This window comes from Luteibacter sp. HAY1-4A (assembly GCF_056755355.1).
Genome location: NZ_JBNDHZ010000010.1, coordinates 53,047 through 77,863, shown reverse-complemented (window position 1 = coordinate 77,863; position 24,817 = coordinate 53,047). Strand labels below are relative to the sequence as shown.

Below are 24,817 nucleotides of genomic sequence, written 5' to 3'. Positions count from 1 at the left end.
CGGGCGCCCGCAGCAGCGCCTAAGCGGCGGCCGAGCCGTCGGCGAATGCGTAGACGTGATCGGCCCAGCTGGCGGCTTCCACGTAGATCGTGGCCATCGCGGCCACGTCCTGCTCGGACAGGGACGAACTGCCCCCCAGTTCGCCCTGTTCCCAGTGGCGGATCTGATCGAGGATGGCCGCGAAGGGACCTGTGCCGTCGAGCAGCGCTTCGCGGATCTCGATCGCCAGCGGCAGGTGCTCCAGCACGTAGGCCATCGATACGTTCATCAGCGTGTCGAGCAGCGAGAACAGGCCGGCGGTGAAGGCCATTTCCTGGAGTTCCGGCCTGACCGCGCGCGCCAGCTTTTCGCACATGTGCGCACGGATGAGCGCGAGGCGCAGCAGTTCCGGCGGACGCTCGTCCATGCCGGACACGGCCATGGTGAAGATCCAGTTGCGCATGCGGTTCACGCCGAAAAACACCGCCGCTTGTTCCACCGATTTCAGCTGGCGGGGCAGGGCGAAGTAGGCGGAGTTCACGCAGCCCAGCAACTTGTAGCTGAGGATGGCGTCGTCGCGAATGATCTTGCCCAGTTCGACGGGGCCGTTGTCCGGGTCCTGCAGGGCGCCCATGAGGCGGAGCACGCCGAGCCTGCTGGGGGTGAGGCGCGGCATGTCGACGCGTTCCGGGCGAAGCAGGTACTTGCCCTGAAAGCCGTCGACGTCCTGTTCGGCGTAGTCGACGAAGGTTTCGTGGGTATCGACCCCCGTGACGATCACCTTGACGCCGAACGCGTGCACGTAATCCATGTGCGCCTTCGCCGCCAGCGGATGGCGATGGTCGACGGCCACCTTGGCGAACTGCACGATGCGCAGCAGGGCATCCACGCCGGCGCGGTGTTCCGGATCGGCGGGGAGGTTGAAATCCTCGAGCATGAAGAGGCAGCCGTGCCCCTTCAGCTCGCGAAGCTTTTCGAGCAGTTGGTCGTCGGTGCCGACGTCGGCGCTGATGGTGGCACCCAGGCGCGCGTTATGGCGCAGGATGTCGGCATGCTGGAGCAGGAGCTCGCGCGACATGTGCAGGAAGGCGCGGTTGTCGCGCACCAGCCGCTTGAGGCTGCCATCGGCGATGGCGCTCAGCGTGGCTTGCGTGTGGGCGAGCGCGGCGGCATCGATATCGCTGCCGATGGGCCGCGGGAAGAGCAATTCGTAGGCGAAAAGCGACTGCTTTCTGTCCAGGATAGGCACGCGGACGATGGGAAGGATGCCGTCGTCATTCACCGCGGTCATCTGGGGAGTTACTGCCATTGCCTTCTTCTTGCACCGTCTACTGGAATGGTGAGTGTCGCTGGTTTGTCGCGATCAAACCTGTGCAAGCGTCGCGGAACGGAGCTTGACCTTCGCCACGCCGTTCGGGCCGTAGGTGGAGCCGCCGGGTGCTTCGCCCGAGAGCACGGCCAGCGCCTGGCGCACGTGGCTCATGCGCTGCCCGACGATGCGGCCGTTCGTTTCGTTGAGGTTGCGGCATTCACGCAGGCGCTCGACGGTCGGCGCCCAGCGTGGGTCGGCGAGGCTGTCGACACCGGCGGCGTCGCTGAGCTGGCGCCGCTCGGCGTCGAGCTTGTCGATACGATCGAGCAGTTGGCCCTTGGCGCGGCCCGCGGCGTCGAGCGCCTGGGCGTTGCCGTGGTCGAGCGCGAGGCGCTCCTCGATCAGGCTGGCGTGCAGGGCGTCGACCTCAACGGCGAGATCGCCCATGACGGCCGCGAGTGCCGTGTCGAAATCCTGGCCCAGCGGCCGGCTCATGCCTTGGCGCCGCCGATCTGGCCTTCCATCGCAAGAAACTTGCTGGCGATGGCCTGGGCGTCGGGCTTGTAGGTACCTTCGGCGAGGCGGGTGCGGATTTCCTCCACGCGCTTCGTGTCGATGCCCTCGCCGCGGCTGGCGGCGTCGAGCGCCTTCGCCGAGTCGGTGATCTTCACGCTGTCGTCGCTCGGGCGGACCGTGGCGGCGCCCTGCGCGGGGCCAGCCGAACCGGCGCCCGGGCTCTGGGTGCGCAGCTGGACCTTGGGCTGGGGTGCCTGGAGGCCGGGTTTAATCGGTGTCGTCATGGGTATATCCCTCGGAGCTTTGTTCCGTCAGACCTTTATCGGCGGTCCATCGGCGAACTTTAGCCGGCCCTAGGCCGCGGAATGTGACAGGGTTCGGATTTCGTTCATGGCAGGACGGCGACCGTGCCCGGCCCGCTGACGACAGCGTCGAGCACCTTGCCCGACGAGGCATTGCGAACCTTGATCCGGCTGCCGGCGTCGCCCGCCCCCAGGGCCACGCCGTCCGCGTGGATCGTCACACCCTCGACGCTGGCTTCCATGCTGACCGCGTCGCCTGTGCGCACGGCCTGGCGGCCGGCGAGCATGCCGGGCGTAAGCACCGTGCCAGCGCTCAGCGGGCGGGCCAGGGAACGGCCTTCCACCTGGTCCAGACCGGCCACGTAACCATAGGCCAGGCCGGCCACGTCGCGTTCCTCGGTGTGGACATCGGCGGCGCCGATACCGTCGCCGCGGGCCAATGGCCGGCTGGTGACCAGCACGTTGGTGAACATCTTGACCTGGACCGGTACACGCACCGTCCAGCCGCCGGCCACCGGACAACGGACCGTGATGCTGACGCGCGCCGTGAGGCGGCGGTTGCCGGGCAGCGAGGCTTCCAGAGGAGCCGTGCAATCGGCGAGCTGCAGACGACTGTCGAGGGGTGCGGCCTCCGCCGTCATGCGTGCGCCGGGCAGGGTGCGGTGTTGCTGCAACCAGTCCACCGCTGTCGCGCGCACGGCCTCGAGCGATTGCGTGGCCGCCGCGGGAAACGCGGCGCCGAGCAATCCGGCGAGGCCGGCCACGGCAACGGCGCGACGGATCACGCGGCGCGCTCGGCCAGCGAAGCGGACAGGCCCTGCGTGATGGCGTCCAGTTCCCGTGTCAGGCCCGGCAGCATGTGGCTGGCGTCGGCATGGCGGCCTTCGCCCAGCGTGATCGCGTACTGCGAGGCCAGCACGGAGAACCGTTCGCCGGCGGAATAGGCGAGGTCCGCCGAGCCGTCCGGCCGAAGGGCGCGAAGCTTCTCTATGCAGCGCATCATCGGCGTGGTGTCGAGCCAACGGCGATCGAGGCTGGACGGATCGCGCGAAGCGAGTTCCAGCGCGTAGCGCAGGCCCTGGCTGGCTTCCCGGATCATCTGGCTGAGACTGGCGGCGTCGAGGTTGCCCTCGGTTTCGAGGCGAGACAGGCTGAGCCGATGGGCGAGGACCACGGCGCGTGCCGCGGCGTCGGCCTGGCGGCGGGCTTCGTTCGTGACCCGGCCGAGCGTGGACTGGGTGGCCTGGATGGCGGCCACGCGGCCCTGGAGAGTGGCCATGCCTTCGCGCGCCGCGTCGAGGCTGCCGCGTGCCCCGCGCACAGCGTCGTCGACACGCCCAAGGGACGCCTGCATGCCGGCGATGCCGGACTGCGACTGTTCGAGGCGGCGCAGGCTGGTCTGCACGGCGTCGTCGAGTTGGCCGGAGAATTCGCCCACGGCCTGGGTGACCTGGTCGATTTCGGCGGTGGCCTGGGTGGTCTTCTCGGCAAGCTGCTTCACCTCGTCGGCCACCACGGCGAAACCGCGGCCGGCTTCGCCGGCGCGTGCGGCTTCGATGGCAGCGTTCAATGCCACGAGGTTCGTCTGGTGGGCGATGTCCTGCACCGTGGCGGTGAGCTTGCGGATAGCCGTGAAGTATTCGGAGAACTGGGCGTGGTTGCGGCTCATGCCGGACAGGGCGCTGCGCAGCAGGCGCAACTGGCCGTCGAGTTCGGCCGATGTGGTCTGCCCCTGGTTGCCCGCGTCGGCCATGCCGGCCACGCCCGCGTGCGCCTGGTCGATGGCCGTCGAAATCCTGGCGCTGGCTTCCGTCAATCGTCCGGCGGTGTCGCGCGCGCCGTCGACCGCCGTGCCGAGTTCCTGCAAGGTGCCGCCGAGCGCCTGGGCGTTGGTCAGCGCCATGCCCTGCTGTTCGATGGCCTGGATCGTGGTGGCGGCAACCGTGCGTGGCTCCGCGGGCTTCAGCAGCGCGCCCAGCGCGCTTGCGGCGGCGGGATACTGCGCGGCCAACGCGCGGACGCGCGCCGTGTCGCCGGTAGCGGCGGCATGGGCAAGGAGGCGGACGTGCTGGCTCCAGAGGAGGGTCATGATTTTCGCTTTCGCTCTACGGATGGTCGGCCCAATAGATCGGTAGGGCCCTGTCTTTCTTGAGCCATGCAATCCATATGCCATCGGTGATGTAGGAGCCGCCATGGCGGCTCCTACAGAAAGTGGGGTGACGGCCGATACGGTTCGCGACATCTCATAGAATCCATTCGCAGCCCATGGCCCGACCGCTCCTCGATACCGTGGAAACCTTCACCCGCCTTGCGGGCCACAACCGCGTGGCCATGCTGCTGTTCCGCCTTGGCGAGCGCCAGGCCTTCGGCATCAATGTGTTCAAGGTGCGCGAAGTGCTGCGCCGGCCGCGGCTGGAGCGGATGCCGAGCATGCACGAGCTGGTCGCGGGCAGTTTCGACTACCGCGGCAACACCATCCCCGTGATCGACCTTGCCGCCGCCATGGGCTACCCGCCGCTGGCCGCTGTGGACACGGCGCACCTCATCGTCACCGAGTTCAACCGCTCGGTGCAGGGTTTCCTGGTCTCCGACGTGGACCGCATCGTCCATGTCGACGGCGCGCAGATGGCCGCGCCGCCGCCCGCTCTGGGCTATGGCGCCCGGGTGAACGCGGTGACCCGTCTCGACGGCGACCTCCTCGCCATCGTCGACGTGGAACAGGTGCTGGCCAGTGTCGACCCGCAGGCGGTGGAATTGTCCGAGCGCGTGCAGCAGGCGGCCCAGGTCCAGCACGCGAGCAATCGCCGTGTACTGGTGGTGGACGATTCCCTGGTGGCGCGCACCCAGCTGGTCGACCTGTTCCGCAAGATGGACCTCGAATGCGTGGTGGCGAAGGACGGCAGCGAAGGCCTGGACGTCCTGCGCACCTTGACGATGGGCCCGCCGGCCGAGCGCATCGCCCTTGTCGTCTCCGACATCGAGATGCCCTCGATGGACGGCTACGCGCTCACTCGCGCCATCCGCGAAGACGCCCAGCTGCGGCATCTCAAGGTCCTCCTGCACAGCTCCCTCAGCGGCGTATTCAACGAGGCGATGGTTGCCCGCGTGGGCGCCGACCGCTTCATCGCCAAGTTCCAGCCGGACATCCTGGCCACCGCGGTGCTGGACCTCCTCCCGGCCTGACGGGGCCTTGTGTGGGAGCCGCTTCAGCGGCGATCCCGCGGCAGCGGGCAAGCTAGCCGCATGGGTGCTCGCGACACCGTGAGAGTGCCCGACACACGGCGGTTCTCCGTCGTTTCGTGACCCACCGACGCGTCGGATTTCCGGCGCCGCCCCTTTCCCACGCCTCCATCAAGCCCTGAAACGGCGCCACGACGCCATTTCACGCCCATGTCCAAGGCATGGCACGCGAATTGCTCGAACTCCTCGCCAAGGTCACGAGGGGGAGAGAGCCCATGATCGACAAACCCGATGCATTGTTCGGCGTACACGCGCAGGCCCTGGGCCTGTGGCAACGCCGTGCCGAGGTGATCTCGTCCAACCTCGCCAATGCCGATACACCGGGATTCCTCGCGCGCGACCTCGACTTCCGCAAGGTGATGCAGGCGGCGACGGGTGCCAGCGAAAGCGGCACCTTGCCGATGGCAGCGACGGAGCCGGGACACATCGGCGGCAATCCCGCCGTTGCACTGGCCCAGGCCGACAAGCTGGCCTACCGCGCGGAAACGCAGCCCACGATGGACGGCAACACCGTCGACACACAGGTCGAACAGGCCCAGTTCGCCGCCAACGCCATCCACTACCAGGCCTCGCTCGGCTTCATCAACGGCCAGATCCACACCATGCGCCTGGCCATCACCGGATCCTCCTCATGAGCCTGCTGAAGATCTTCGACGTCGCCGGTTCCGGCATGGCCGCGCAATCCGCGCGCCTCAACACCACCGCCAGCAACATGGCCAATGCCGACAGCCTCGCCAGCAGCGAAGCGGCGGCCTACCACGCCAAGCAGCCGCTTTTCTCGGCGGTGCAGCAGCAGGTCAACGGCCAGATGGAAAACGCCGGCGTGCGCACGCTGGGCGTCACCGAAAGCCAGGCACCGATCCAGTCGCGCTACGAGCCGTCCAATCCGCTCGCCGACGCCAATGGCTACGTGTACTCGAGCAACGTCAATCCGGTCGACGAGCTGGTCAACATGATCTCCGCGTCGCGTTCCTACCAGAACAACGTCGAAGTCATGAACAGCGCGAAGCAGCTCATGCAGAAGACGCTGGACCTCGGCAAGTAAGGGCTTCCCATGGCAGTCGATACCATCAACGGCAATTCCACCACGCAGCAACAGCAGTCGTCGTCCAGCCAGCTGCAGCAGCAGACGCTGAGCCAATCCGATTTCCTGAAGCTGATGGTCACGCAGATGACCAACCAGGACCCGACCAAGCCCATGGATTCCACCCAGATGGTGGCCCAGATGGCGCAGTTCTCGCAGGTGGCCGCCACCCAGGAACTGCAGCAGTCGTTCGATTCCCTGGCCACGAACCTGTCCGGCGACCAGTTCGTGCGGGCGGCGTCGCTCGTAGGGAAGGAAGTGCTGGTGCCGTCCTCCGCCGGCAAGCTTGCCGACGGCACGCTCGACGGCGCCGTGAACGTCGGCACCTCTGGCACCTACGTGAACGTGCAGGTGAAGGACCAGGCGGGCAACGTGGTGCGCACGATGTCACTCGGCCAGCCCGACGCCGGCCTGGTGAAGTTCTCCTGGGACGGCAAGTCCGACGACGGCACGCAGCTAAACGACGGCGTTTACCAGATCTCCGCAACTTCCGGCGGAACCGCGATCGATACCTTCGTTCGCGGAAAGGTGGAAGGCGTGGGTGCCTCGGGCACCGACGGTACGTACCTGCAGGTGGCCGGCTACGGCGGCGCCCTGCTCAGCCAGATCGCGCAAATCCTGTAAGTCCAGCGAGGAAACCCACCATGCCATTCGAAATCGCCCTCAGCGGCATCAACGCGGCGTCTTCCGACCTGGAAGTCACCGCCAACAACATCGCCAACGTGAACACCGTGGGCTTCAAGGGCTCGCGCGCCGAGTTCTCGCAGGTCTATTCGGTAGCGGGCGAGAACCTCTCCGCCAATGCCGCCGGCAGCGGCGTGCGCCTGACCAACATCGCCCAGCAGTTCAGCGACGGCAACCTCACCCAGACCGGCAACTCCTACGACTTCGGTCTCAGCGGCGCGGGCTTCTTCACCATCCGCGACGGCGCCGGCTACTCGTATACCCGCGCCGGCAACTTCCATCCGGACGACCAGGGCAACATCGTCACGGCCACGGGCCAGTTCGTGCAGGCGTATCCGCCGTCGGCCGCCGGCGGCTTCGACATCAGCGCGCTTACCGATCTCAAGATCACCAGCGGCTCCAGCCCCGCGAAGGCCAGCACCAAGGTGTCGCTGACCGCGAACCTCTCGGCCAACGCAAAGGCACCGACCGGCGGCGCGTTCGATCCGACGAACGACCAGACCTACAACTACCTGTCCACGTTCCAGTCGTACGACTCGCTGGGCGCGACCCACACCACCAACGTCTACTACGTGAAGGACGCAACCAATCCGAACACGTGGAATGCGTACATGACCATGGACGGCACGCAGGTCGGCACGGCGCAGCCCATCGCGTTCAGTTCCGGCGGCGCCATCGTCACGCCGGCGAACGGTCAGCTCAACTTCGGTGCAGTGTCGCCCAATCCCGGCGCCGCTCCGATGAACGTGACGGTCGACGTCAGCAAGATCACCCAGTTCGGCGACAACTACGCCACCACCGCCGCCCCGACCGACGGCTACGCGGCCGGCAAGTTCTCGAAGATCGACGTGGCGAACGACGGCACCGTCTCGGCCATCTATTCCAACGGTGTGTCCACGCCGCTGGGTCAGCTGGCGATCGCCACGTTCGCGAACAACCAGGGCCTTCGCCAGCTCAACGACACCAATTGGGTGCCGTCGTCCGAATCGGGCCAGCCCATCCGCGGCGTGGCCAACTCCGGCGACGTGGGCACCGTGCAGGCCGGCCAGCTCGAAGCTTCCAACACGGCCGACCTCACCGCGCAGCTGGTCAACATGATCAAGGCGCAGCGCAATTACCAGGCGAACGCGCAGGTCATCTCGACCGACGACAAGCTCACCCAGACCATCATCAACATCCGTAACTAAGCGAGCAGCCCATGGACCGCTCCGTATACGTCGCGATGACCGGTGCCGCGCAGATCATGCGTGCGCAGGCCGAAGTGGCCCACAACCTGGCCAACGCCAACACCATCGGCTTCAAGGCGGAACTGTCGGCATTCCAGAGCCTGCCCGTGCAGGGCGACGGGCTGCAGACACGCATCAACGGCGTGGCACAGGGCACGGGATGGGACACCACGGCCGGCAACCAGATGCAGACCGGTAACGACCTCGACGTGGCGGTGCAGGGCGACGGCTGGATCGCTGTGCAGACGCCGGACGGCACGGAAGGCTACACGCGTGCCGGCAACCTGCGCATCGACGCCGACGGTTTGTTGACGGACGCGAAGGGCAACGCCGTCCTCGGCGGCGGCGGCCCCATCACCATCCCGCAGGCGTCCAGCGTGAAGATCGGCGCGGACGGCACGATCTCGATCGTGCCGCTCGGCGAATCGCCGGCGACGGTCGCCACTACCGACCGGATCAAGCTGGTCAACCCGGGCAACGACCAGCTCACGTATGCCCCCGACGGCCTGATGCACATGCGGGACGGTAGCCAGGCGCCCGCCGACGCGGGCGTGAAGCTGGTCTCCGGAGCGGTGGAAAGCAGCAACGTCAACCCGTCCGATGTGCTGGTGAAGATGATCTCGCTCTCGCGGGAGTTCGAAATGCAGGTCCGTTCGATCAAGGCCGCCGACGAAAACGCCCAGTCGGCATCGAAATTGCTACAGGTGGGGTAACCACCGCCGCGCGACGCAATTCCGTCGCCGGCACGTAAAGCGCCCGCGCGCAGGAGTCAACGATGTTCACGTCCCTCTGGATCGCCAAGACCGGCCTCGATGCGCAGCAGACGCGCATGGACGTCGTGTCGAACAACCTCGCCAACACCAACACGACCGCCTTCAAGCGCTCGCGTGCCGAGTTCGAGGACCTGTCCTACCAGAACCGTGGCCAGGCCGGCGCACAGACGACGGAGCAGACCCAGTCGCCCACCGGTTTTATGATCGGTACCGGCGTGCGCGTGGTCGGCACACAGAAAATGTTCGACGACGGCGGCGTGCAGCAGACCGGCAACCCGCTCGACGTGCGCATCGAAGGCCGCGGCTTCCTCCAGGTCACCATGCCGGACGGTACCGTGGGCTACACGCGCGACGGTGCGCTGAAGCAGGACCAGGACGGCCAGATCGTCACCAACGACGGCTATCCCATCGAGCCCGCCATCACCATTCCCGCCAACGCGAAGACGATCACCATCGGCAAGGACGGCACGGTGAGCGTCACCACCGCGGCCAGCGCCGCCTCGCAGCAGATCGGCACCATCCAGCTGGCCGACTTCGTGAATCCTGCCGGCCTCGAGCCGCGCGGCGACAACATGTACCTGGAGACGGCCGCCAGCGGCGCGCCGCAGACGGGTACGGCGGGGCTCAACGGCCTCGGCACCCTCGAACAGAACTCCCTCGAAACGTCGAACGTCAACGTGGTCGAGGAAATGGTGAACATGATCGAGACGCAACGCGCCTACGAGATGAACTCGAAGGCCATCTCCGCAGCCGACCAGATGCTGCAGTTCATCTCCAACAAGACCTGAGACACCCCATGAATCGTCCCTTCGCTCGTATCCTGGTCGCCGCGCTGCCGCTCCTCGCGCTCGGCGGCTGCGCGATGGTGCCGCCCACACCGAAACCCATGTACGCGGCCACGCTTCCGGTCGAGCCGGCGGCGCAGCCGCAGGCCACCGGTTCCATCTACGCCGACCAGCAGTCCATGGAATTGTTCGCCGATCCGCGCGCGCACCGCATCGGCGACATCCTGACCATCACGCTCGTGGAAGCGACGCAGGCCAGCAAGAAGGCCGCGACCAGCACGAGCAAGAAGAACGGCAACACCATTTCGTCGCCCACGCTGCTCGGACAGGGCCTGCGCATCGGCGGCAAGGCTGCCGACAGCTCGCTTTCCAGTAACAACGCATTCGACGGCGACGGTACGTCCAGCCAGAGCAACCAGCTTACCGGCGAGATCACCGTCACGGTGGCGCAACGCCTGTCCAATGGCGCCCTCGTCGTGCGCGGCGAGAAGTGGCTCACGATCAACCAGGGCGAGGAACTGGTGCGCATCTCGGGCATCGTCCGGCCGCAGGACATCGGCAACGACAACATCGTGGCGTCCAGCCGCGTCGCCGACGCGCGTATCGAGTATGTAGGCAAGGGCACCCTGGCCGACGCGAACACGCGCGGCTGGCTGTCGCGCTTCTTCGACTCCAAGTGGATGCCGTTCTGATGAACGCCTTTCGCTCTTTTCGCCGGGTTCTCCAGGTGTCGGCCGCCGTGCTGGCGCTCGGCGCCATCGTGCCCGCGCACGCCGACCGCATCCGCGACCTCGTGCAGGTGGGCGGCGTGCGCAGCAACCAGCTCATCGGTTATGGACTCGTCGTCGGCCTCGACGGCAGCGGCGACCAGACCAGCCAGGCGCCGTTCACCACGCAGAGCCTGGAGAACATGCTCCAGCAGTTCGGCGTGAACGTGCCGGCGAACGTGCGCCCGCAGCTCAAGAACGCGGCGGCCGTCACCATCACCGCCGAGCTGCCGCCGTTCGCCAAGCCGGGCCAGCGCATCGATGTCACCGTCGCCTCCATCGGCAACGCCAAGAGCATTCGTGGCGGTGAACTGCTGATGTCGCCGCTGAAGGGTGCCGACGGCCAGGTCTATGCCATCGCCCAGGGCAGCGTCGTGGTCGGCGGTGTCAGCGCGCAGGGCAAGAGCGGTTCCAGCGTGCAGGTGAACATTTCCGCCAGTGGCCGCATTCCCGGCGGTGCGAGCATCGAGCGCAGCGTGGCTTCGTCGTTCGACAAGGGCGGCGACATCATGCTCAACCTCAATACCGCCGACTTCACTACGGCCGCGCGCATCGCGCAGGCGGTGAATGGGGCATTCGGCGCGGGCACGGCGAACGCCGTCGATTCCGCTTCCGTCGCGGTGCGTGCACCGCTGGATCCCTCGCAGAGGGTGTCGTGGCTGTCCTCCATCCAGGGTCTTGAGGTCACGCCCGGCGACGCACCCGCGCGGATCATCGTGAACTCGCGCACCGGTACCGTCGTGATCGGTTCCGACGTAAAGGTCGGTGCCGCGGCCGTAGCCCATGGCTCCATCCAGGTCACGATCAGCGAACAGCCCCAGGTAAGCCAGCCGGCGCCCTTCTCGCGCGGCCAGACCGCTGTCGTTCCGAGCAGCCAGGTGGCCGTGAGCGAGGAAGGCGGCCACATGTTCAAGTTCGGTCCCGGCACCAGCCTGGACGCCATCGTCCGCGCGGTGAACCAGGTAGGCGCATCGCCGAGCGACCTCATTTCGATCCTGCAGGCGCTGAAGGAATCCGGCGCACTGCATGCCGAGCTGGTGGTGATCTGACATGGCCGCGCCGGTCGATACCCAGAGGCTTGGCACCTACACGGACATGTCCGCGTTCGCCGGGCTGCGTGCGGCGGCGCAGAAGGACTCCAAGTCGGCCCTGCCGACCGTGGCCAAGCAGTTCGAGTCGATCTTCACGCAGATGATGCTGAAGTCGATGCGCGACGCCAGTTCGGCGCTGGGCGACGACATCATGGGATCGCAGGCGAGCAACGCCTATCGCGACATGTTCGACCACCAGCTTTCGCTCACGCTGTCGCAGGGCAGGGGCATCGGCATCGCCGACATGCTCGTGCGCCAGCTCGGCGGCGCCCCTGTGAAGGCGACCGATGCCAGTGATCCGTTCGCTGACGTCACCGGCGACGCCAGTACCGTGGCCGCCGTATCGTCGCCGTCCGACCAGGAAAGCGGTCTCATGGATTCGCTGGAGCGCATGCTCGGGCGCGCGGGACGTGCGGTGGGCGAGGGCGCGGACGCCGTGGCAGGCGCGGTGGGCAAACTCACCGTCGACGGCCCGGAGGACTTCGTGCAGAAGTTCGCGCCGCACGCCATCGAAGCGGCGAAGAAACTCGGTGTCTCCGTGCGTGCGCTTCTCGCGCAGGCCGCCCTCGAGACCGGCTGGGGCAAGCACATGCCGGCGCAGGGACGCACGTCCAGCTTCAACATGTTCGGCATCAAGGCCGGCAGCAGCTGGGACGGCAAGCGTGTGAACGTGCCCACGCTCGAATACGAAGACGGCGTGGCGGTGCGGCGGAAGGACAGCTTCCGCGCCTACGACACGCCGGCCGACTCGTTCAAGGACTACGCCGACATGGTTTCCAGCAGCCCCCGCTACGCCAGTGCGGTGGGTCGCGGCGACGATGTGGCCGGCTTCGCGCATGCGCTGGTGAAGGGCGGTTACGCCACGGACCCCAGCTACGCACGGAAGCTCACCGATATCGCCAACGGTCCGGTCATGAAGCAGGCGCTTGCCGCGCTGAGCCACATCGCCGCGGACCTGTGACCGGCACGCCGACCAGGGATTAGAAGGGAATACGACGATGGCCGATCTGCTCTCCACCGGTGTCTCCGGACTGCTTGCCTCACAGGTAGGCCTGGCCACCGTGGGCCACAACATCAGCAACGTGAACACCGCCGGCTACACCCGGCAGGTCACGAACTTCAACGCGCGCACGCCGCAGTTCAACGGCGGCTACTACGTGGGGCAGGGCGCCGACGCGGTCAGCGTCCAGCGCGCCTACAGCCAGTTCCTCACCCAGTCGGTGTGGTCGGCCAATTCCGGCCAGAGCCGCGCCCTGCAATACGCGGGCCTCACCGCCGCGGCGAACAACGCGGTCAGCGGTTCGGCCAACCTGCAGACGGCGCTCGACGGTTTCTTCGGCGCGGTCAGCGACGTGGCCAACGCGCCGGTCGACACGGCCAGCCGTCAGGCCTTGCTCGGTAAGGCCAGTTCGCTGGTGTCCACGTTCCGTTCGCTGTCGTCGCAGTTCCAGCAGATCGACCAGCAGACCAACCAGCAGATCAGCAACTCCGTCGACAGCATCAACAGCCTGGCGAAGAGCATCGCCGACCTGAACGGCCAGATCGCGCGTGCCTCCATCGGTGGCGCGGCGCCGAACGACCTGCTCGACGCGCGCGACCAGGCTATCTCGCAGCTGTCGCAGATCGTCGGCGTGAACGTGAGCCAGGGCGGCGACAACATGGTCACCGTGTCGGTGGGCAACGGCCTGCCGCTGGTCAATGGCACGGACTCGACCAAGATCGCCACGGCCAATAATCCGTACGACAGCTCGCGGCTAGAAATCGTCGGTCCGACCGGCTCGGTCATCAGCAGCCAGCTTGGCTCAGGTTCCCTCGGCGCCACCTTCGATTTCCGCACCAACGTGCTCGATCCCGCGCGAAACCAGCTGGGCCGCTCCGCCATCGCGCTGGCCGATGCCTTCAACAAGCAGCACGCGCAGGGCATCGACCTCAATGGCGACGCCGGTGGCAACTTCTTCAACATCGGCGATCCCGCGGTCTTCAACAACACCGGCAACACGGGCAACGCGCAGGTCACGGCGAAGGTCACGGACGTCGGCAAGCTCGGCGCGTCCGACTATCTCATGCGCTTCGACGGCACGAAGTGGTCGGTCACGACCACCGCAGGTGTTTCAGTGCCGTCGACGGGAACGGGTACGGCGGCCGACCCCATCCTCATCGACGGCCTGGCCATCACCGTGCCCTCGGGCACGCCCCAGGCGGGCGACAGCTTCCAGATCCAGCCGACGCGCAACGCGGCGTCGACCATGGGCGTCGCCATCAGCGACACGAACAAGATCGCGGCTTCCGGCCCGCTGGCTGCCAGCAAGGGTGCCGCGAATACCGGCAAGGCCACGCTGGGCAACCTCACGGTTACCGATCCCGCGGACCCGGCGTTCAACACGCCAGCGAACATCGTCTTCAGCTCACCCACCACCTATTCGATCAATGGCGGGCCGCCGCAGACCTACGCCGCCGGCGACACCATTACCGGCAACGGCTGGACGCTCAAGCTTTCCGGCGTGCCTGCCGCTAACGATACTTTCAGCGTGAAGCCGGCGGGTTCCGCCAGTGGCGACAACGGAAACGCGCTCGCCCTGGCGGATGTCGCCAACAAGGGCGTGCTCGACAACGGCGTCACCACCGTGGGCAAGTCCTATAGCCAGCTGATCGCGCAAGTAGGCACGGCCGGCGCGCAGGCGAACACGGCGCTCGACGCACAACAAAGCATCCTCGACCAGGCCACGTCGGCCCAGCAGAGTCTCTCGGGAGTGAACATGGACGAAGAAGCGGCCAACCTCCTGCGTTTCCAGCAGTCCTACGCGGCGGCGGCACAGGTCATCAACGCGGCCAACACCATCTTCGATTCCCTCCTCAGCGCGGTACGGGGCTGATCATGCGCATTTCCACTTCCTGGGGGCAGCAGCAGGCCGTCAACACGATGCTGGACCGCCAGTACTCGCTGTCGCAGACCCAGCTGGCGCTCGGTAACGGCAAGGCCATCCAGACACCGTCGGACAATCCCGCCGCCGCGGCCCGCGCCGTCGATACCAGTTCCGCGGCCGCGCAGAACGACCAGTACACGCGCAACATCCAGTCCGCCACCACGCGGCTTTCCGTTGAAGAGCAGGCATTGAACTCGGCGGGCGACATCCTCGACCGCATCCGTTCGCTCACACTGGAAGGCATGAACGGCACGCAGACCGACGAGTCGCGCCAGTCGATCGCCACGGAACTACGCCAGACGCTGAAGCAGCTTGTCGCCCTCGGCAACACGCGGGACGGGCAGGGCGAATACATCTTCGCGGGCAGCCGCACCACCACGCAGCCGTTCACCATCGACGGCCTCGCGGTCAGCTACGGCGGCGACCAGAGCCAGCGCATGGTGGCGGCCGCGGCAGGCCTCCAGGTCGCCACCGGCGACAGCGGTTCCGATGTCTTCATGGCCATCCGTGGCGGCAACGGCACGTTCGTCACCGGCGCGGGCGCGGCCAATACGGGCACGGCCGTCGTCGGTTCCACCTCCGTCACCGATGCGTCGGCGTGGGACGGCGGCAACTACACCATCACGTTCACGACGGCCACGGATTACGAAATCCGCGACAACGCCGCTCTTCCCACGGATCCCCCGCTCGCAACCGGCACATACACCGGCGACACCGGCACCGTCAACTTCAAGGGCGCGCAGCTCAACATCACCGGCACGCCGGCCGCCGGCGACACGTTTGCCGTGGGGCCTTCGTCGTCGCAGGACGTCTTCTCCACGGTCGCGGGCATCATCAATGCCTTCGAAGCGCCGGGTGGCGGCGCGCCGATGAGCAACCAGATCAACGCGCAACTGCAGAACCTCGACCAGGCGTCCACCAGCTTCCTCAATACGCGCACGAAGATCGGTGCGCGCATGAACACGCTCGACCAGCAGTCGGAAATCGGCGACGACGTGAAGCTGCAGTACAAGACCACGCTGTCCAACCTGCAAGACCTCGACTACGCCAGCGCCACGAGCCAGTTCGTACAGCAGCAGACGGCACTCACCGCCGCGCAACAGGCGTACGTGAAGATGCAGAACCTGACCCTGTTCAACTACCTGAAATAAGAAAAGGACCCTGTGGGAGCCGCTTCAGCGGCGATGGGTGCTAGCGACAGACATACATTAGGGCGGCCATCAGGCCGCCCTTTCTTTTGTCTCGCTCTCAAGGGCTCGGCTTCGCCATCGCGTTTGGCCCAGCACGCCGCAACGTCAGGCACTGAGGCGCCGGGCCGTGGCCCTCTGCGCTCAAACAGCGTTCGCAAAGCGAACGAACTCGCTCAGAGGACCACGGCCCGACACCTCTCCTATCACTGTTGTGCCGGGATGGGCGAGCACGAACCCGTGAGAGCCTATGGCTGCAGCGTTTCCCGATGAAAAGTCAGTCGTCTGAAATCGGAGGGTTGCCGTTTATGGCGAAGCTATGGATTTCGCATCTTGGTTCATACGTTTGACGTATAGCCTTACGATACCTAACGGCTAGTTCCGCATCCATGGACCTTGCTGTGAAAAAGATGTTGAAGAGGGAGGTGACTGGTCCGTTGTAACCCGCTGGGGTCCTTAGGCGCTTTCCAGGGCAAGAGGGATCAGCTTCGGGAATGCGAAGCGAGAATCCTCCTCTTGAGTGGGCTTCTACAGTCCAGGTCACTGCCTTAGCGGTAACCTCATAATCCCATTCCTCTTCGGAGGTGCGAGTGTGTTGTTTGACGTCCGCTGCTGCGCTGCCGATGGCAAGCAGGCAAGCCATGGTCGCGATAACCTTGCGTGTCGAGCGAATATTCATGAAATTTCCTCGAATGGTTGAGTCCGTGGTATCCACGGACTGGCAAAGCATTACGCAGAGGAAATAGGGCGTATGTAGATCGCTTCTGATCGTCGTGTAGCTGCGATTCTGCGGGTGAACGCCTGCGTTCAACCAATGGCGGCGCCTACGCGATTTCCAGTTCGTACTGTCAAAAATGCATCAGCTTCCGGTCGATCACCTCTTACGGCAAATCACATAGCCGCGGACACGCAGCGCCGTCGCGTTTTTCGGCGTGTTCGCCAAGAGAGAAGGGAAGAAATCGACATGGCGTTTCACATCAATACCAACATGGCGTCGTTCAACGCGCAGCGGTCCCTTGGGCTAACCCAGGGCCGGCTCGCCACGAGCTATCAGAGGTTGGGTTCCGGTATGCGGATCAACAGCGCGAAGGACGATGCGGCGGGGCTGGCGATATCGACGCGTTTTACCACGCAGATCAATGGACTTGCGCAGGGCCGGCGCAACGCGAGCAATGGGATATCGCTGGCGCAGACCAGCGAAGGCGCCCTGGACGAAATGACCGACAACCTCCAGCGCATCCGTCAACTGGCGTTGCAGTCGCTCAATGGCTCTAATTCCGCCAACGACCGCCGGGCGCTGAACGAGGAAGTGAAGGAGCGGTTGGCCGAGATCACGCGTATCGCGACGCAGACGAACTTCAACGGTATGAAGGTGCTTGACGGCAGCGGCGCCAGGCTCTCTTTCCAGGTGGGTGCCAACGTCGGCGACACCATCGAGATGCATATCGATCAGGGAATGCGCGCCGACCAGGTAGGTTACGTGGCAAGTGGCGTGGTCGACCTTTCGTCGGTCCTCGGTGCCGGCAAGCAAATGCAGTCGCAGGCCTCGCCTGGGGGCTGGGCCGCCGACAACGGCAAGGGACTCGGTACGAAGCCCTACTTCGGCGTCGACGTGGACTGGTCGGGCTATTCGGGGAGCAAGGCGCAGGACGCCAGGAACTTCCTTCAAGTGCAGTTGGGGGACGGTTTCAAGGTGACCCTCAAGGGCGAGGACCTCCAGATCGAAAAGATCGACGACCGGCGGCTCGAACTCAAGGAGGGCGACCTCAGCTTCACCAATGCCGACGGTGAGCAAGTGAAGGTGGTCGGCTCGTTTCGCAGCGTGCAGCAGGTAGCCGATGTATTGAACGCGGGGTCCAAGGCGGGGCTGTCCGCATATGTGGCCGAGGACGGCACGCTCCACTTCAATGCCCGCTCGGCCCTCACGGTGTCGGGCGCCGAGGCGACGAAGCTGGGTTTCGCCGCGAACTACGATCTGGATATGTCCGCTTCGCTCGCCGAAGGTTCGGTGCTCACGAGGGACGATGCACAGACGCTGATCGCGCGCATCGACTCGACGCTGGACACAGTCAGCGCCACGCGGTCGAAGCTTGGCGCCGTGCAGAACCGACTCGAATCGACCATCCGCAACCTCGACAATATTCGCGGGAACCTGACGGAATCGCGTACGGCGATCCGGGAAGCCGACATGGCCGAGGAGAGCGCGGAGAAGACCATGGCGATGATCCTCCAGCAGTCGGGCATGTCCGTGCTGGCGCAGGCCAACGCATCGCAGCAGTTGGTTCTCAAACTTCTCGAGTGAGCCGAATTTTTCGCTGGGCCGCGACGCGCGAAAGGGAGCCGAAAGGCTCCCTTTTCTCGTCCGCGGCGCCTTCCCAGGGAAATGTGAAATTGGGCCTAAACCCCGTCCGGATGCGGCCGATAACTTTCCCGACAGAGCCACGGGCACCGCGCCTACAGGCCCTGATCAAGAAAGTTGTTGACAGGAAGAAAAAGTCCTCAAGTTTCTCCCCGGCGTGCCGTAAACCTCTCCGAGGCGGAAGGCTTCCCTAACGGAACCCCGCCGGACAACGCCGCACAACCTCCGGCAATTCGGTTCCGCTTACAAAGGATCAAATCCCATGGCTCTGACCATCAACACCAACATCATGTCGCTGAATGCTCAGCGTAACCTGAGCACCTCGCAGACGAAGCTGTCGTCGGCGATCGAGCGTCTGTCGTCGGGTAACCGCATCAACAGCGCGAAGGACGACGCCGCCGGCCTCGCCATTTCGACCCGCTTCACCACCCAGATCAACGGCCTGACCCAGGCTGTCCGCAACGCCAACGACGGTATCTCGCTCTCGCAGACCACCGAGTCGGCGCTGGACGAAGTCACGAACAACCTGCAGCGCATCCGCGAACTGGCCGTGCAGTCGACCAACGCGTCGAACTCCTCCAGCGACCGCGCCGCTCTGGACGCCGAAGTGCAGCAGCGTCTGTCGGAAGTGACCCGTATCGCCACGCAGACCAACTTCAACGGCATGAAGGTCCTCGACGGTTCGTCGAAGAACCTCAGCTTCCAGGTTGGCGCCAACGTCGGTGAAGTCATCACCGTCGGCCTCGACAAGGGCGTGAAGGCCAACCAGATCGGCCAGCTGGCGACGGACTCGGTCGACCTGAGCGGCAAGCTCGGTACGACCACCACCGAAGCCGTGGCCACCGACTGGACGGCCGCCAATGCCTCCGCCAAGGGCGTGGTCACGTACGGCAGCAAGAGCGTCGACTGGGGCACCTACACGGGCGCCACCCAGGCGGATGCGGTCTCCTTCCTGAAGGCGCAGCTGGGCAGCGATTTCACGGTTGCCAACAACGCCACGACGGCCACGTCGATCGACGTGACTGATAACTCGGCCGGCAAGACGCTTGCCGCCGGCGACCTCAAGATCTCGGTGGGTGGCGGTACCTCGTTCGACATCACGGGCAACTTCAAGACGGCCCAGGACGTCGCGGATGCCGTGAACTCGCATTCCAGCGAAGGCATCTCCGCCTACGTCGGTACCGATGGCAAGCTGAACATCGCCTCGGCCAAGACGATCGCCGTGTCCGGTACCGAAGCGACCGCCCTCGGCTTTGCCGCCACCGACGCCGTGAGCGCCACGGACACCCTGGCCACGTCGAGCGTCGCCACGGTCGACGGTGCCAACGACACGATCAACCGCGTCGACGCCGCCCTGCAGTCGATCTCCGACCTCCGTTCGGACCTCGGCGCCGTGCAGAACCGCTTCGAGTCCACGATCTCCAACCTGCAGAACATCTCGCAGAACCTGACGGCCTCGCGTTCGGCCATCACGGATGCGGATTTCGCCCAGGAAACGGCCAACATGTCCTCGGCCCAGATCCTGCAGCAGGCCGGCGTCTCGGTCCTCGCCCAGGCGAACCAGAGCCAGCAGATCGTCCAGAAGCTGCTCCAGTAACAGATGTAACCGCCGGACCCGGGTACCCCGGGTCTTGGCAGGGTAATTGCTTAGTTGTCACGGCTGGCGTTCGCAAGGGCGCCAGCCGTCGACAAATTGGCGCCCGGGGCAGTGAGGCGTCTTCAAGGAGAGCTTCATGGCCACGAATCCCGTCAACCTCGGTTCCAGTTCCATCGACGTCGCATCGATCGTCAGCAACCTTGTCGCGAACAAGCGCAAGGCGCCCGACGCGAAGGCCGCGGCCGATACACAGGCGAACGCCACCCAGATTTCGGCGGTGGGTAATTTCACGTCGTCGCTGACCAGTCTGCAGAGCGCGATCAAGGCTCTCACCGACGGCACGGCGTTCACGACGACGAAGGTCTCCGTGGGCGATTCGTCGATGCTCTCGGCCGCCGCGGACAGCACCGCACAGCCCAACACCTACAACATCGTCGTCAACCAATTGGCAACCTCGCAGAAGACGACCTCCCTCGCCTTCACCGATAGCAAGGCCGCGCTCGGCACCGGCAACCTCACGATCTCCATCGGCGACAAGTCGATGAGCGTGGACATCGCCTCCGGCGCAAATTCGCTGGAAAACATCCGCGACATCATCAACAAGTCCAAGGACAATCCCGGCGTCACCGCCAGCATCGTCACCGGCACCGACGGCGCGCACCTGGTGCTCACGTCCTCGGTCACCGGCAAGGACAACGCTTTCAAGGTCGTCACCAGCGGCGGCGATGGCAAGCTCTCCCAGCTGAATTTCGATCCGGCCACGGATACGCCGACGACCAAGGCGCAGGACGCCTTGTTCACGATCGACAAGCTTCCCGCCAGCAGTCCGACCAATGTCGTCACGAAGGCGATCGACGGCGTGACCCTGACGCTTTCCAAGGTCAGCACCCAAAACCCCGACCTCAGCTTCAATCCCACGACCGTCACCATCACCAACGACACCAGCGCCGTCTCCACCGCGCTCGGCTCTCTGGTGACCTCTTACAACGCCTTCATCTCGACCTATAAGCAGCTGACCAAGTACGACGCCACCAACCAGCAGGTAGGCGCACTCATCGGCGACGCCACGGTCAACTCGATCAAGAACCAGGTTTCGACCCTGCTAGGGTCGCAGTTCACCGGCAACACCAGCGGCCCGACCTCGCTGAGCGACCTCGGTGTCTCCTTCCAGGTCGATGGCACGCTCAAGCTGGACACCACCAAGCTCAGCAAGGTGCTGGCCGACAACCCCCGGGAAACGCAGAACCTTCTCAGCGGGGACAGCGGCATCGCGCCGAAGCTGGACAAGCTGATCACCAGCTGGACGTCCAGCACGGGCATTCTCACCCAGCGCACGAACAATCTGAATCAGAAGACGAAGGACCTGCAGGACCAGGCCGCCGATTTCGACAAGCAGATGCAGGACTACACCGACCGCCTGACCAAGCAGTACACGGCGCTCGACGCGATGATGACCAAGCTCGCCGGCACCAGCAGCTACCTCCAGCAGCAGTTCGACGCGCTGACGGCCAACAAGTAACGGCAGTTCCAGGAAAGAAGACACTCATGGCACTCGGATATTCCCAGGGCGCAGGCGCCTACCAGCAGGTCCGCACGGGGGGTGGCGTCGAAACAGCCGATCCGCACGGGCTGATCACCATGCTCATGGACGGCGCGCTGGAGCGCATGCGTTTCGCGCGCGGCTGCATCGCGACGGGCAACGTGGCAGGGAAGGGCGAGGCCATTTCGAAGGCCATCGAGATCGTCGGCGCCCTGCAGGCGGCGCTGAACCACGAGGTGGGCACGCCACTCGTCGCCCAGCTCGAGGGACTGTACGACTACATGAATCGCCGTCTCCTCCACGCCAACCTGCACAGCGACAGCGAGGCACTGGACGAGGTGAGCCGGTTGCTCGGCCAGATCCGCGACAGCTGGGTGGCCATTCCCGTCGAGGCCCGGCAGGTCGCCGGAGCCGGGGCATGACCGAGACCTGGTGCGACCTTGGCCGGGTGCTCGACCTGACCGAGTCCATGCACGCGGCCGCCAGCGAAGGCCGCTGGGACGACCTCACCGCCCTGGAAGCCGAACGCGAGCCGATCCTGCGCCGCGGCACGATGCGTCCGGCACCGGAAACGCTGGAATCGCTGAAGTCCATCATGCTGCTCGATGGCCTCATCAAGGATCTCGTGTCCGTAGCCCGGGACGAAGCGGGCGTGGCATGGGACGCGTCACGACGCGTGCGCCGCGCCGTGGCCGCGTATAGTTCGTTCTGAGCGGTAAACCTTCTTCAGGGGCAGGGCGCATGGGTGACGAAGCCTGGCAGGCATTCTCCGAACGCGTAACCTGGGACGCGGCCTTCCACACCACGTGCGAGGCGGCCCCTCGGCCGGACGCGGCAGCCCTGGCGCTCATCAACGATCGCAACGCCAGCGTCCTGGTGGCCGTGTCGGCGCTCATGGAGCGACGGGCCGACACCGCCGAGGACGACAACGCGCTCTCGCACGAAGTGGCGCGTCTCGACGCCAAGCTCAACGTATTGATGGAGATCGTGAATCGGCTGCTCCTTCCGCAGTCGGCCCTGCCGGCGCGCGTCTCCATGCGGTTCAACGCAGCGGGCGCGGTGCTGCCCTGGGCGGGCCTGCCACCCGTGGGGCAGCCCGTCATGCTGCGCCTCCACTTCGACGCCTGCCGGGCACTCCCGCTGGAACTGCCGGGTGTACGCCTTGCCGGCCCCAGCGACGGCAAGGGGTTCATCGGCTTCGAAGGGCTTTCCGAAGCCGTTCGCGACGGTATCGAGCGCCTCGTCTTCCGCCAGCACCGGCGCCAGGTGGCCGAGGCCCGGGCCCAGTCGCGCCCCTCCGAGGGTGCCTCCGAGGCGATGTGACCTTTTACGTCACGTGACGTAAGAACGTCGCGTGGCGTGCCGCGTCACATTGGTGACGCGAACGTCACGAACGGGCGAAGCCCACGCCCTGCCAGAGGGCAGCGACCCCTCCACCCCACTTGCCGTACACGTGCGAACGCCGCGCCACCACGTCAATTTCCGTTGGCGTGCGTCGGAATTCCGGCGTTGGCACGCTCCTTGATTGATACCTTGCAACGAAGCCGACGGGATTCCATCGCGGACCCGCTCGAGCCCTTCGATCCAACGCCCTATAAGCGAGGTATTTCCGTTGAAGTCTTCCCAGTTTCTCGTCGTCGAATCCGATGCCGCACGCGCCGAAAGCGTGGTCTCCGCGCTCGCTTTCCTGGGCTACCGCCCGGTGCTCGCCAACCGCATGCAGGCTGGCGAAGTGACCGAGGGCTGGCGCGGCGTGTATGTCGGCACGGCCGAAGACGAGAACGAGTTGGAAGGCCACCTGGCCGCGGTGGGTCGCAACGGCCGGAGCCTCCCGATGCTGGTCGCCGCGGATTCGCCACTGGCCACCGCGCTCATCGCCGACGACACCCGCAGCAACAACGTCGAACTGATCGACATGCCCCTGCGCTACGAGCGCCTTTCCGAAGCCCTGCGCGCCTTGCAGTCGCGTATGGAGCCGGTGCTGTCCAGCCGCCGCTTCGTCGGCCAGTCCGGTCCGATGCAGCGTGTGAACGCGCTGATCCGCCAGGTGGCGCCGTTCGATTCCAGCGTGCTGGTGCTCGGCGAGTCGGGCAGCGGCAAGGAACTCGTGGCCCGCACCATTCACGACTGTTCGCCGCGCCGCGACAAGCCGTTCGTCGCCATCAACTGCGGCGCCATTCCCGCCGAACTGCTCGAAAGCGAACTCTTCGGCCACGAGAAGGGCGCGTTCACCGGCGCCATCAGCACCCGCAAGGGCCGCTTCGAGATGGCCGAGGGCGGCACGCTGTTCCTCGACGAAATCGGCGACATGAGCCTGCCCATGCAGGTGAAGCTGCTCCGCGTGCTCCAGGAGCGCGTCTTCGAGCGCGTCGGTGGGAACCGCCCGCAGCGCTGCGACGTGCGCATCATCGCCGCCACGCATCGCGACCTCGAAGGTGCCATCGAGCGCGGCAGCTTCCGTGAAGACCTGTTCTACCGCCTCAGCGTGTTCCCGCTGGAGATGCCGCCGCTGCGCCAGCGCCTGGAAGACCTGCCGGCACTCATTTCCGAGTTCAACCAGCGTCTCGTGCAGCGCGGGCTGTCGCCGGTCCGTTTCTCGCCGAGCGCCATGGGCGCCCTGTGCCGTCACGGCTGGCCCGGCAACGTTCGCGAACTGTCCAACCTGGTCGAGCGCATGGCCATCCTCATGCCGCACAGCGAAGTCCGTGCCGCCGACCTTCCGGAGAAGTACCGCGGCGTGCTGCCGGTGGAAGAAGTATCCGGTGCCGCGCTCATCGCCATGATGGAAGCCGAGCCGGAAGTGACGGAATCGTTCGGCTACGCCTCCGAAGGCGACCCGTCCGTGCTGCCGCAGGGTGGCCTGGACCTCAAGGATCACCTGGCCGGTATCGAGATCGGCCTGATCCGCCAGGCGCTGAACTCGGCCAACGGCGTGGTTGCCCACGCGGCCAAGCTGCTTCGCGTCCAGCGCACCACGCTGGTGGAAAAGCTTCGCAAGTACGGCCTGTCCGAGACCGTGCAGGCCGGCTGACCGCGGCCGCTCGTTGGCACAGGACGTGCATCGGGTGTCGCAAACCCGATAACGCGTTGGAAAACCGTCATGACCACGATCGACGTCAACAGCCTCCTGCTCCAGATGCGCCGCATCAGCGCGCAGACCGAGATGCCCGCGCTGCGTGGCGTCGGCGAGGCAGCTCCGGCGGCGAAGGGCGCGTTCGGCGACCTGCTGAAGCAGTCCATCGAAGGCGTGGCCGAAACGCAGGCCAAGGCGGCGAAGATGGCTTCGGCCTTCGAACGCGGCGACCCGGGCATCGATCTCGCCCAGGTCATGATCCAGGGGCAGAAGGCCGATCTCTCGTTCCGCGCCATGACCGAAGTGCGCAACAAGATGGTCGATGCCTACAAAGAAATCATGAACATGTCGATCTGATCGACATGCGCGCAATGACAG

The 24,817-nt window shown here is 65.7% G+C and carries 25 protein-coding genes; 20 read left to right on the top strand and 5 right to left on the bottom strand.

From position 1 onward, the window contains the following. Positions 1-19: 19 nt before the first annotated feature. From ACPYOD_RS05120 to ACPYOD_RS05100, 5 genes are all read right to left on the bottom strand, one after another. Positions 20-1,288, bottom strand: coding sequence for an EAL and HDOD domain-containing protein (locus ACPYOD_RS05120; protein WP_481300650.1), 1,269 nt, complete (start codon positions 1,286-1,288; stop codon positions 20-22). A gap of 54 nt (positions 1,289-1,342) precedes the next feature. Then, a complete protein-coding gene (locus ACPYOD_RS05115) occupies positions 1,343-1,786 on the bottom strand; it encodes a flagella synthesis protein FlgN (protein WP_481300649.1) in 444 nt (147 codons plus the stop codon). Then, on the bottom strand, positions 1,783-2,091 hold the full coding sequence (flgM, locus tag ACPYOD_RS05110) for a flagellar biosynthesis anti-sigma factor FlgM (protein WP_481300648.1): 309 nt from the start codon (positions 2,089-2,091) through the stop codon (positions 1,783-1,785). Before flgM ends, ACPYOD_RS05115 begins: the two co-directional genes overlap by 4 nt. A gap of 104 nt (positions 2,092-2,195) precedes the next feature. Then, complete coding sequence (gene flgA, locus ACPYOD_RS05105) at positions 2,196-2,894, bottom strand: flagellar basal body P-ring formation chaperone FlgA (RefSeq protein WP_481300647.1); 699 nt, start codon at positions 2,892-2,894, stop codon at positions 2,196-2,198. After that, positions 2,891-4,198, bottom strand: a complete 1,308-nt coding sequence (locus tag ACPYOD_RS05100; RefSeq protein ID WP_481300646.1) for a methyl-accepting chemotaxis protein — start codon at positions 4,196-4,198, stop codon at positions 2,891-2,893. Before ACPYOD_RS05100 ends, flgA begins: the two co-directional genes overlap by 4 nt. A gap of 176 nt (positions 4,199-4,374) precedes the next feature. On the opposite strand from ACPYOD_RS05100, the gene ACPYOD_RS05095 reads away from it, so the two are divergent. The 20 genes from ACPYOD_RS05095 (at position 4,375) to fliE (ending at position 24,796) form a co-directional block, all read left to right on the top strand. Continuing rightward, the gene (locus ACPYOD_RS05095; protein WP_481300645.1) at positions 4,375-5,292 is read left to right on the top strand and encodes a chemotaxis protein; all 918 of its coding nucleotides are present in this window, start codon (positions 4,375-4,377) and stop codon (positions 5,290-5,292) included. Between the two features lie 272 nt (positions 5,293-5,564). Continuing rightward, positions 5,565-5,984, top strand: a complete 420-nt coding sequence (gene flgB / locus ACPYOD_RS05090; protein WP_481300644.1) for a flagellar basal body rod protein FlgB — start codon at positions 5,565-5,567, stop codon at positions 5,982-5,984. Continuing rightward, on the top strand, positions 5,981-6,394 hold the full coding sequence (flgC, locus tag ACPYOD_RS05085; RefSeq protein ID WP_481300643.1) for a flagellar basal body rod protein FlgC: 414 nt from the start codon (positions 5,981-5,983) through the stop codon (positions 6,392-6,394). Before flgB ends, flgC begins: the two co-directional genes overlap by 4 nt. Positions 6,395-6,403: 9 nt before the next feature. After that, positions 6,404-7,057 (top strand): flagellar hook assembly protein FlgD, encoded by a 654-nt coding sequence (locus tag ACPYOD_RS05080; RefSeq protein ID WP_481300642.1) that lies wholly within the window; start codon positions 6,404-6,406, stop codon positions 7,055-7,057. A gap of 20 nt (positions 7,058-7,077) precedes the next feature. Then, entirely contained in the window at positions 7,078-8,304 is a 1,227-nt protein-coding gene (gene flgE / locus ACPYOD_RS05075; RefSeq protein ID WP_481300641.1) for a flagellar hook protein FlgE, read from the top strand. Positions 8,305-8,315: 11 nt separating this feature from the next. Next, positions 8,316-9,056, top strand: a complete 741-nt coding sequence (flgF, locus tag ACPYOD_RS05070) for a flagellar basal-body rod protein FlgF (protein WP_481300640.1) — start codon at positions 8,316-8,318, stop codon at positions 9,054-9,056. 62 nt (positions 9,057-9,118) lie between these two features. After that, positions 9,119-9,904, top strand: a complete 786-nt coding sequence (gene flgG / locus ACPYOD_RS05065; RefSeq protein WP_167025235.1) for a flagellar basal-body rod protein FlgG — start codon at positions 9,119-9,121, stop codon at positions 9,902-9,904. A gap of 8 nt (positions 9,905-9,912) precedes the next feature. Further along, positions 9,913-10,593: a flagellar basal body L-ring protein FlgH gene (gene flgH / locus ACPYOD_RS05060; protein ID WP_481300639.1), complete on the top strand. Its 681-nt coding sequence runs from the start codon at positions 9,913-9,915 to the stop codon at positions 10,591-10,593. Next, on the top strand, positions 10,593-11,717 hold the full coding sequence (locus tag ACPYOD_RS05055; RefSeq protein ID WP_481300638.1) for a flagellar basal body P-ring protein FlgI: 1,125 nt from the start codon (positions 10,593-10,595) through the stop codon (positions 11,715-11,717). The genes flgH and ACPYOD_RS05055 overlap by 1 nt, the downstream gene beginning before the upstream one ends. Before the next feature lies 1 nt (position 11,718). Beyond that, complete coding sequence (gene flgJ / locus ACPYOD_RS05050) at positions 11,719-12,720, top strand: flagellar assembly peptidoglycan hydrolase FlgJ (protein ID WP_481300637.1); 1,002 nt, start codon at positions 11,719-11,721, stop codon at positions 12,718-12,720. A 37-nt stretch (positions 12,721-12,757) separates the two neighbouring features. Beyond that, positions 12,758-14,632: a flagellar hook-associated protein FlgK gene (gene flgK, locus ACPYOD_RS05045; protein WP_481300636.1), complete on the top strand. Its 1,875-nt coding sequence runs from the start codon at positions 12,758-12,760 to the stop codon at positions 14,630-14,632. Positions 14,633-14,634: 2 nt separating this feature from the next. Beyond that, entirely contained in the window at positions 14,635-15,834 is a 1,200-nt protein-coding gene (flgL, locus tag ACPYOD_RS05040; protein ID WP_481300635.1) for a flagellar hook-associated protein FlgL, read from the top strand. A 1,000-nt stretch (positions 15,835-16,834) separates the two neighbouring features. Continuing rightward, positions 16,835-18,172, top strand: coding sequence for a flagellin N-terminal helical domain-containing protein (locus tag ACPYOD_RS05035; protein ID WP_481300634.1), 1,338 nt, complete (start codon positions 16,835-16,837; stop codon positions 18,170-18,172). A gap of 319 nt (positions 18,173-18,491) precedes the next feature. Continuing rightward, a complete protein-coding gene (locus tag ACPYOD_RS05030; protein ID WP_481300633.1) occupies positions 18,492-19,826 on the top strand; it encodes a flagellin N-terminal helical domain-containing protein in 1,335 nt (444 codons plus the stop codon). A 136-nt stretch (positions 19,827-19,962) separates the two neighbouring features. Then, positions 19,963-21,345 carry a flagellar filament capping protein FliD gene (fliD, locus tag ACPYOD_RS05025; protein WP_481300632.1) on the top strand — a complete coding sequence of 461 codons (1,383 nt, stop codon included), beginning with the start codon at positions 19,963-19,965 and terminating at the stop codon, positions 21,343-21,345. 26 nt (positions 21,346-21,371) lie between these two features. Then, on the top strand, positions 21,372-21,788 hold the full coding sequence (fliS, locus tag ACPYOD_RS05020) for a flagellar export chaperone FliS (protein WP_481300631.1): 417 nt from the start codon (positions 21,372-21,374) through the stop codon (positions 21,786-21,788). Then, positions 21,785-22,078: a flagellar protein FliT gene (locus ACPYOD_RS05015; protein WP_481300630.1), complete on the top strand. Its 294-nt coding sequence runs from the start codon at positions 21,785-21,787 to the stop codon at positions 22,076-22,078. Before fliS ends, ACPYOD_RS05015 begins: the two co-directional genes overlap by 4 nt. Positions 22,079-22,107: 29 nt before the next feature. Then, entirely contained in the window at positions 22,108-22,689 is a 582-nt protein-coding gene (locus ACPYOD_RS05010; protein WP_481300629.1) for a PilZ domain-containing protein, read from the top strand. A 289-nt stretch (positions 22,690-22,978) separates the two neighbouring features. After that, the gene (locus ACPYOD_RS05005; RefSeq protein ID WP_481300628.1) at positions 22,979-24,397 is read left to right on the top strand and encodes a sigma-54 dependent transcriptional regulator; all 1,419 of its coding nucleotides are present in this window, start codon (positions 22,979-22,981) and stop codon (positions 24,395-24,397) included. A gap of 69 nt (positions 24,398-24,466) precedes the next feature. Then, complete coding sequence (gene fliE, locus ACPYOD_RS05000) at positions 24,467-24,796, top strand: flagellar hook-basal body complex protein FliE (RefSeq protein ID WP_481300627.1); 330 nt, start codon at positions 24,467-24,469, stop codon at positions 24,794-24,796. Positions 24,797-24,817 lie beyond the last annotated feature (21 nt).